This window comes from Methanothermobacter sp. KEPCO-1, assembly GCF_008033705.1.
Classification (GTDB): Archaea; Methanobacteriota; Methanobacteria; order Methanobacteriales; family Methanothermobacteraceae; genus Methanothermobacter; species Methanothermobacter marburgensis.
Genome location: NZ_CP042937.1, coordinates 524,776 through 532,500 on the forward strand (window position 1 = coordinate 524,776; position 7,725 = coordinate 532,500).

Genomic DNA, 7,725 nt, shown 5'->3' on the forward strand with positions numbered 1-7,725 from the left:
CAGTACTTGGAAATCCCGGAACTCCTTGCACCTGCAGGTTCACCTGACTCCTTCAGGGTCGCCATCAATGCAGGGGCCGATGCCGTCTACCTCTCAGGGAAGGACTTCGGTGCACGGCACTATGCAGAGAATTTCAGCCTGCAGGAAATCCAGGAGGCAGTGGAATACGCCCACCTGCATGACAGAAACGTGTATGTAACTGTCAATACCCTCCTAAGGGACTCTGAACTTTCAGATGTTGCTGAATACCTCCAGGAACTCTCCAGTGCAGGTGCAGACGCTGTTATCATACAGGACCCAGCACTCCTGGTTCTGAGGGATGACTTATCCCTTGACCTCCCATTCCATGCCTCAACCCAGATGACCATACACAACAGGGCGGGGATAAGATGGGCTGAGAAGATGGGCCTTGATAGGGTTATACCTGCAAGGGAGCTCTCCATTGATGAGGTCAGAGCCCTGGCGGCTGAATCAGACATGGAGCTTGAGGTTTTCATACATGGAGCCCTGTGCTACAGTTACTCTGGCCAGTGTCTTCTATCCTCATTTATAGGTGGTAGAAGCGGCAACAGGGGCCGGTGCGCCCAGCCATGCAGGAAGAGGTATGAACTCGTTCAGTTAAAACCCTCAAAGAGGAGTGTGCCGCTAAGGGAGGAGTACCTCCTATCCACAAGGGACATCTCAGCCTACATGCACCTCAGGGAACTGGTTGAAGCCGGAGTCCGATCCCTTAAGATAGAGGGGCGGATGAGGTCCCCTGAATACGTTGCCACAACAGTGAGCGTCTACAGAAGGGCCCTTGATGAGATAAAGAGGGGTGGGTGGAAGCCATCAAAGGAGGAGTTTGAAAAGCTAAGGCTTACCTTCAACAGGACACTCACAGGAGGACACCTCTTCAGGGAGAACTTCATGGGACGGGAATACCCTGGTGACAGGGGCCTCCCTGTGGGCCATGTTGAAAGGTACGCAGGTGGCAGGGCCCATATAAGGATAACCTCCCGTATAAAACCAGAACCAGGTGATGGACTCTTCTTCCAGGGAACAGGTAAAGGAATGTATGTCCATGACCATAGGTACGATGGCAGCTTACTCTCCGTTCCTTCAGGACCTGTAAAAGAGGGTACACGGGTTTACCTCACAGGGAGGAAGAGCCTACAGAAATTCACTGAAAAACTCAGAAGATCATCTCCAGGAAAGTGCTGGGATATTGAACTGAAATTCACTGCAGATAAAGAGGGAATGGTGAATCTAACCGCAGAATGGATGATGAATGGGTTGAAGCTCAGGGAATCGGTTGAAACACAGTTTGAGAGGGCCCTCAAAAGACCCCTCAATGAGGATACAATAAAGGACCACCTGCTGAGGGTCGGGGATAAACCATTCAGGCTTACCTTGACCGAATTCAGGTACCCCGGAGGGCTCTTCTACCCCATCAGCCGCCTCAACGCCCTCAGAAGGGAACTTCTGATGAGGGTCGAAAGAAGGATACTCAGAGAGAGAAGACCCCACCATCACAATCCCAAACCTGCATCTGATCACCCTGCCATGAGACTTCCAGAGGACCCCTGTATATCAGTCTATGTTGAGGACCTCAAGGCAATGAAATCCGCCCTCAGGGCCGGTGCAGGTAGGGTTTACCTGGAACCCCAGGTTCATGGTGACTTCAGAAGCTGTGACGGTGACGACGTCATCAGTGTTCTGGAGAGGGCCTCTGATGTTTCATCCAGATACGGTGCTGAAACTGTATGGAAGTGGCCTGACATAACCCATGACTGGCTCCTTGAAAGACTCCTTGAAATTGAAGGGGAACTCTCCATGGACCTCATGGTGGGTGGTTACGGTATCCCTGACCTGATAAACCGTGATGTGAAGTTTTATGGATCACCCGCCCTCAACATATTCAACAACCGATCAGCGTCCCTCCTATCAGGCAAGTTTCACCTCCTGACCCTCTCACCTGAACTATCCTGGAAGGATCTCCAGAGGATTCAGGTCCCCTCTGAAATCATCGTGCATGGGAACCTCACCGCAATGGTGACCCGGGACAACCTCTGGAAACTTGCACCCCATGACTTAGATACATCCACCGGTTCCAGGTGGGGGATCATGGATAGGAGGGGCGACGTCTTTCCCATAAATCAGCTCCTTGGCTGTGAAACGGTAATCATGAATTCAAGGGAGACCTGCCTCATTGACTTTTTGCCCTCCCTTCTTGATGCGGGCTTCAGGAACTTCTCCATCGACTGCCGTATTCAATCCCCCAGGAGGACCGGGTTACTTGTTGAATCATATGTGAGTGCCCTTGAATCACCCGAAAGGATCCCTGATATCAAGGAGCGCACTGTAATGGAAAGTCCCTCAGGGGTAACGGCATCACACTTCAGGAGGGGTCTTGCGGAATAATGGGTCCTTACAGATGCCCACCTGGAATACTTTCCATGTGCACTCTGAATTCATATATATTCCAGTACTCCACATAGTGGGCATGATGAAGTCCATGAATTCTGTCGGGGAAGCCCTCACAGATGTCAGCGGGATAGGGGAAAGGCTGGCGCAGAAGATAATAGACGAACTCGGGGGAGAAAAGGAGCTTTTAAAGGCGGTTGAAAACCTTGAAATTGATAGAATCGCATCAATTGAAGGTATAAGTCAGCGTAAGGCCATCGAAATAACCAGTGAGCTCCTGGGAAATCCTGTTCCATCCTTCCTGAAAACTGAAAGGGCGTTTCAGATTTACCAGGAAATAGTTGAGACCATCAGTTCATATGCCCATACCGACTATGCCCGTAACCGGCTAATGCTCCTCCACCCCTCAACAGATACTGATGCCATGAGGAGCCATATTGAAATGGTCATTGAATCAAAGAAAATTGTCTCTGAACTTCCTGTTGAAGATTTAAGGGATCTTCTGAAAAAAATTAAGAGGCCCGAAAACCCCCAGCCCCCATTCAATCCATCCAGGGCCATACTGGTGGAGACAAGAGAGGACTATGATCACATGATAGACATGGGCCTCAACCGTTACCATCCAGTGATAATGAACCCTGAACAGGGCGAACTCGATGAATACGAACTGATAATCTATGTCTACTCCGAGGGAATGATTGACCTTGAGGACACATTCAACACGGTAATGGTTACCGCAGATTCAGAAAGACATGAGATCGTGCCGGAGGATGTCCTCGGATATTTCAGGGAGAACACTGACCTCCTGCGTGGCGCCCTTGAAATCAAACGGATTCTGGGTATGGAAACCTGTCTTGATGAGGTCCTTGCAATAATGGACGAGCTGGGTAGTCTCGAAGAGGAAGAAGTTGACATTGATGAGGCCGTGAACTCTGTGAAGGCATGGGCTGATTCAGAATTAAGGGACCTCATAAAGGATATCGACCTTAAAGGCGAGGAGGTCCTGGCCCTCCTCAACCAGGGTATGACTGGTAAACTGGAGAGGATATTCGATGATGTCCTCAAAAAGGCCTGTGAGATGATAAAGAGAAAGACAGGTGTTGAGTTCGATCCCTTCATAAAGTCGTATCCCCTCAAGATCGATCAGCAGGAACTTGAAAGGGTTAAACGTCTTGAATCGGCATCAAGAAATATAAGGAGGTTTGAAAGGAGGGTCGATGCGGCATCAAGGCTCAGTGAACTCAGAGAGGCTGTTGAAAATGAAATAAGGGAGCTGATGGAATTCGACTACCGCTTCGCCCTTGGTCTCTTCGCCCATGATTACGGGCTCGTTGAACCAGAATTCGGTGATGAGATCATCCTCAGGGGGGCACTGCACCTCAGCCTTGTTGGATCAGAAAACCCGCAGCGAATTGACTACAAACTGGGTAACCCCGATAATGTTGTGCTCCTCACCGGTGCCAACAGTGGGGGAAAAACAACCCTTCTTGAGACACTTGCCCAGGTGACCATGATGGCCCAGATGGGGCTTCCGGTATGTGCCCTTGAGGCCATGGTAAGACCAGTTGAGGAGATTCACTTCATCTCAAAGAAGAGGTCCCTGGATGCCGGTGCCTTCGAGTCATTCATAAGGACTTTCACCCCCGTAACAATGAGTGGAAGCTCAAAGCTCATACTCCTCGATGAACTTGAGGCGATAACAGAACTTGATGCCGCAGTGAAGATCATAGCAACCTTCATAGAGTTCATAAGGGAATCTGAATCCATCGCAGTTATTGTGACCCACATGGCCCGTGAAATACTCAAGTACGTGGATGTGCGGGTTGATGGTATCGAGGCGCGGGGGCTTGATGAGAACTATAATCTCATTGTGGATAGAACACCCAGGATAGACTATCTTGCAAGGAGCACCCCTGAACTGATCATAAGGATGATATATGAGAAGTCATGTGACGAGGAGAGGATGGTTTACCAGAGGATACTTGAAAAGTTTCAGAAAAACGGATAAATCTGAAAATATATATCATTTACCATGATAACCCATCTCAGGGACTATCTCCTGGATCTTAAAAGAGAGCAGAAGGACATCCATGAGATATTCAACCGCATATACGATTTTGAATGTGGTGAAGGACACTTTAAGGTGAGTGAAGGCCTCAAAGAGAGGTTTGGGACAAAATTTATTGAATCCGCTGAAAATCAAAGGATAATAAGCACATACAACCGCTGGACTGGTGAAGGATCACTTTTTAATTCCATGCGCCTTAAAAAGCCCGTTACGGATACTGAAACCGCCAGAAAGGTTCTTGATGAACTTATCAAGGATAAAAAGAGGTGTGACTTCTGCAAACCAGAACTGTACACCCCTGAAGATAATTTCGGACGTGTTGTGGGAAGGCACTCCATTACAGCATCAAACATAGCCAAGTACGATGCATGGAGCGGCCTTCTGATATTCAGAAAACATGACCCCCTTGACTTCACCCTTGAGGAATTCTCAGATTACATCATGACAGCCTCAGAATGGTTTAAAATGGCAGAGAAATCCTCGGGATTTCATTTTCCATTCCTGGTATGGAACTGCCTTCCACGGGCGGGGGCATCCCAGATCCACGGTCACATGCAGCTTCTCCTGGGCAGGAGACCCTATGCAAGGATTGCATTCCTTGATGATGTCTCCAGGAGATACAGGGAACGTTATGGTTCATCATACCATGATGATGTCTTTTCAGTCCACCGTGCCCTTGGACTTGGTGCTGAATCAGGAGAAGCGCGTGTATATGCAACTATAACCCCCCTTAAGGAAAAGGAGATCATCATAACATTTAAGACAGATGCCTCCAAGGATTCTGATCTCCAGAATCACCTCTTCAAGATATTAAGGTGCCTGATAGATGAATGTGGTGTCTACAGCTTCAACCTGTCGATGCACCCATTTAATGCAGAAATGGAGATCCCGGGCATTATAAGAATCGTAGACCGCGGAAACATTGCATCAGCATCATCTGATATGGGTGGTATGGAACTCTTTGGAAGTTCAGTCATCGGAAGCGACCCCTACATCATATTTGAAAGAATTAAAGGTGCCCTTGATGCCTGAGTATTTATTTGATTTTCTTGATGAGCTTGAATACCTGAAGGATCCCCAGAGGACAGCTATAATCACCGACATCGATGGTACAATAAGTGAAATAGCTCCAACACCCCAGGAAGCCCATGTGGATGAAGAGATGAGGAAAATTCTCAGGAAAATCTCAGAACGCTACAGGGTACTTGCATTTATAAGTGGAAGGCCTGTGCATGAGGCACTCAGGATGGTTGGGGTCCCTGAGGCAATATATGTTGGAAACCATGGGCTTGAGTACATCATAAATGGAAGGTACGAACGCTTGAGAGAGGTTGATGACTACCTTCCCATTATCAGGAAATGTGCCATTGAACTTAAGAAGAAAACCCCCGATGAGAATATCATATTTGAGGACAAGGGTATCTGTTATTCCATACACTACAGGCAGTGCCCTGACCCGAAACTTACAGAGGAAAGGATAATGGATACCCTAAGAGAGATGCCGGAATCCAGAAGAATACGTGTGGATCACGGGAGAATGCTCGTTGAGCTCAAACCCCCAGTGGAGTACAACAAGGGCCTTATAGTTAGAAAAATCATAGAGGAATCAGACGTATCATCGGCAGTGTACCTTGGAGACGACGTCACCGATGCCGATGCCTTCAGGGAACTCAGAAAACTTGAATCTGAAATGATGATAAAAGCCGCATCTGTAATTGTACTTTCAGAGGAGATACCCGATGAAATAAAGGATTCGGCCTCCTTTTATGTGTCGGGGGTTCCTGAGGTCCTCAGATTCTTTAGGTGGCTCTTAAAATAGGTTACCCTTTTGTAATTTATATGTTCATTTTTTTAATGATATGCCCGGTTGGCTGAAAATACTTATTAGATGAGGGCAACATAATATTATCCATGACATCTGTGGTTGTCATGGCGGGGGGTAAGGGTACAAGGATAAGGCCTCTAACATTTTCAAGACCCAAACCACTTGTACCTGTTGCAAATAGACCTATGCTGGATTATATAATTCAGAGGGTCATTGATTCCGGTTACAGTAAGATTATAATGACACTGGGATATCTTAAGGGTCAGATAAGCTCATATGTCTCCTCAAGGTACCCGGACCTTGATTTCAGATTTTCATCCGAGAAGAAGCCCCTTGGAACCGCAGGGGGTGTGAGGGCAGCGGCAAGTGATATAGATGATACCTTCATCGTCATCAGCGGAGATGTGCTCTTTGACCTTGACCTCCAGCAAATGGTTCGGTTCCACAGAAAGAAGGATGCAATTGTTACCATGGCCCTCACACCAGTTGAGGACCCTTCACATTACGGCATAGCAGTTCTCGATGATGATAGAAGGATAACACGTTTTCATGAGAAACCCCGTCCAGAGGAAGTCTTCAGCAAAATCGCAAATGCAGGTATATACGTGATGGAACCTGAGATCTTCGATTACGTACCTGAAGGAAACTCTGACTTTTCATCTGATATCTTTCCTGCTTTGATAAATGAAAACAAGGAATTATACGGATTTGTTTTCACTGGTTACTGGAATGATGCGGGTAAACCGGACACATTCCTTAAGGCCAACCATGATGCTCTCAATGGCCAGATAACCCCCACGCCTGAAGGTGAACTTCTAAATGAGGTTCCTGGTCGATTTGGAGATATATGGGTAGGTCAGGATGTGCTTATAGGTGAGGGGGTTCGTATAGCTGGACCGGTGGTCATAGGTGATGGTACCATGATAGAGGATGGGGCATTCATAGGCAGAGGAACCGTGATTGGATCGGGAGTTTACGTGGGAAGTGATAGTTTTGTGAGGGGGTCCGTTATTCTTGATGGCAGCAGAATTGAGAAGGGTTCCCAGCTTGTAAACTGTATTGTTGATGAATTCTGCGATATCAGAGAGAACTGCATCGTTGAAAGGTGCGCCATGATCGGTCGCGGTGCCCTTCTGGAACCATCAACCATTATCAGATCCCACTGTAGCGTCAGCAACAACCTCAGGATACTTTCAGGTTCCCTGCTTGACTCAGATTACCCCCTTGTGGCTGAACAGTGATTCCAATGGCGAGGTACGTCCAGGATATAAGGGGCTCTGTTAACAGAGACATAGACTGTTCATTTGCCCTCAACCTTGGAATGTTGATAGGCGACTATGTAAGCTGCAAGCGTGTCCTGATAGGCAGAGACGCGCATACACCATCTCAGATGATAAAGAGGGCCATAGGGACAGGTTTGATGGCT

6 protein-coding genes (1 of these 6 only partly in view) are annotated in these 7,725 nt (G+C 47.7%); all 6 read left to right on the top strand.

Annotated elements, in window-relative coordinates:
- Window positions 1-6 precede the first annotated feature (6 nt).
- The gene (locus tag FVF72_RS02850) at window positions 7-2,403 is read left to right on the top strand and encodes a U32 family peptidase (RefSeq protein ID WP_147671144.1); all 2,397 of its coding nucleotides are present in this window, start codon (window positions 7-9) and stop codon (window positions 2,401-2,403) included.
- Between the two features lie 82 nt (window positions 2,404-2,485).
- Window positions 2,486-4,414 (top strand): endonuclease MutS2, encoded by a 1,929-nt coding sequence (locus tag FVF72_RS02855; protein WP_147671145.1) that lies wholly within the window; start codon window positions 2,486-2,488, stop codon window positions 4,412-4,414.
- A 24-nt stretch (window positions 4,415-4,438) separates the two neighbouring features.
- Window positions 4,439-5,506: a hypothetical protein gene (locus FVF72_RS02860; protein WP_147671146.1), complete on the top strand. Its 1,068-nt coding sequence runs from the start codon at window positions 4,439-4,441 to the stop codon at window positions 5,504-5,506.
- Window positions 5,499-6,293, top strand: a complete 795-nt coding sequence (gene otsB / locus FVF72_RS02865) for a trehalose-phosphatase (RefSeq protein WP_013295165.1) — start codon at window positions 5,499-5,501, stop codon at window positions 6,291-6,293. Before FVF72_RS02860 ends, otsB begins: the two co-directional genes overlap by 8 nt.
- A gap of 92 nt (window positions 6,294-6,385) precedes the next feature.
- Window positions 6,386-7,540, top strand: coding sequence for a sugar phosphate nucleotidyltransferase (locus FVF72_RS02870; RefSeq protein WP_147671147.1), 1,155 nt, complete (start codon window positions 6,386-6,388; stop codon window positions 7,538-7,540).
- A gap of 5 nt (window positions 7,541-7,545) precedes the next feature.
- Window positions 7,546-7,725, top strand: partial view of a phosphomannomutase gene (locus FVF72_RS02875; RefSeq protein ID WP_255503778.1) — the beginning only. The gene runs 1,122 nt beyond the window's last position; the window shows 180 of its 1,302 coding nt (coding positions 1-180); the start codon lies at window positions 7,546-7,548; the stop codon falls past the right edge of the window.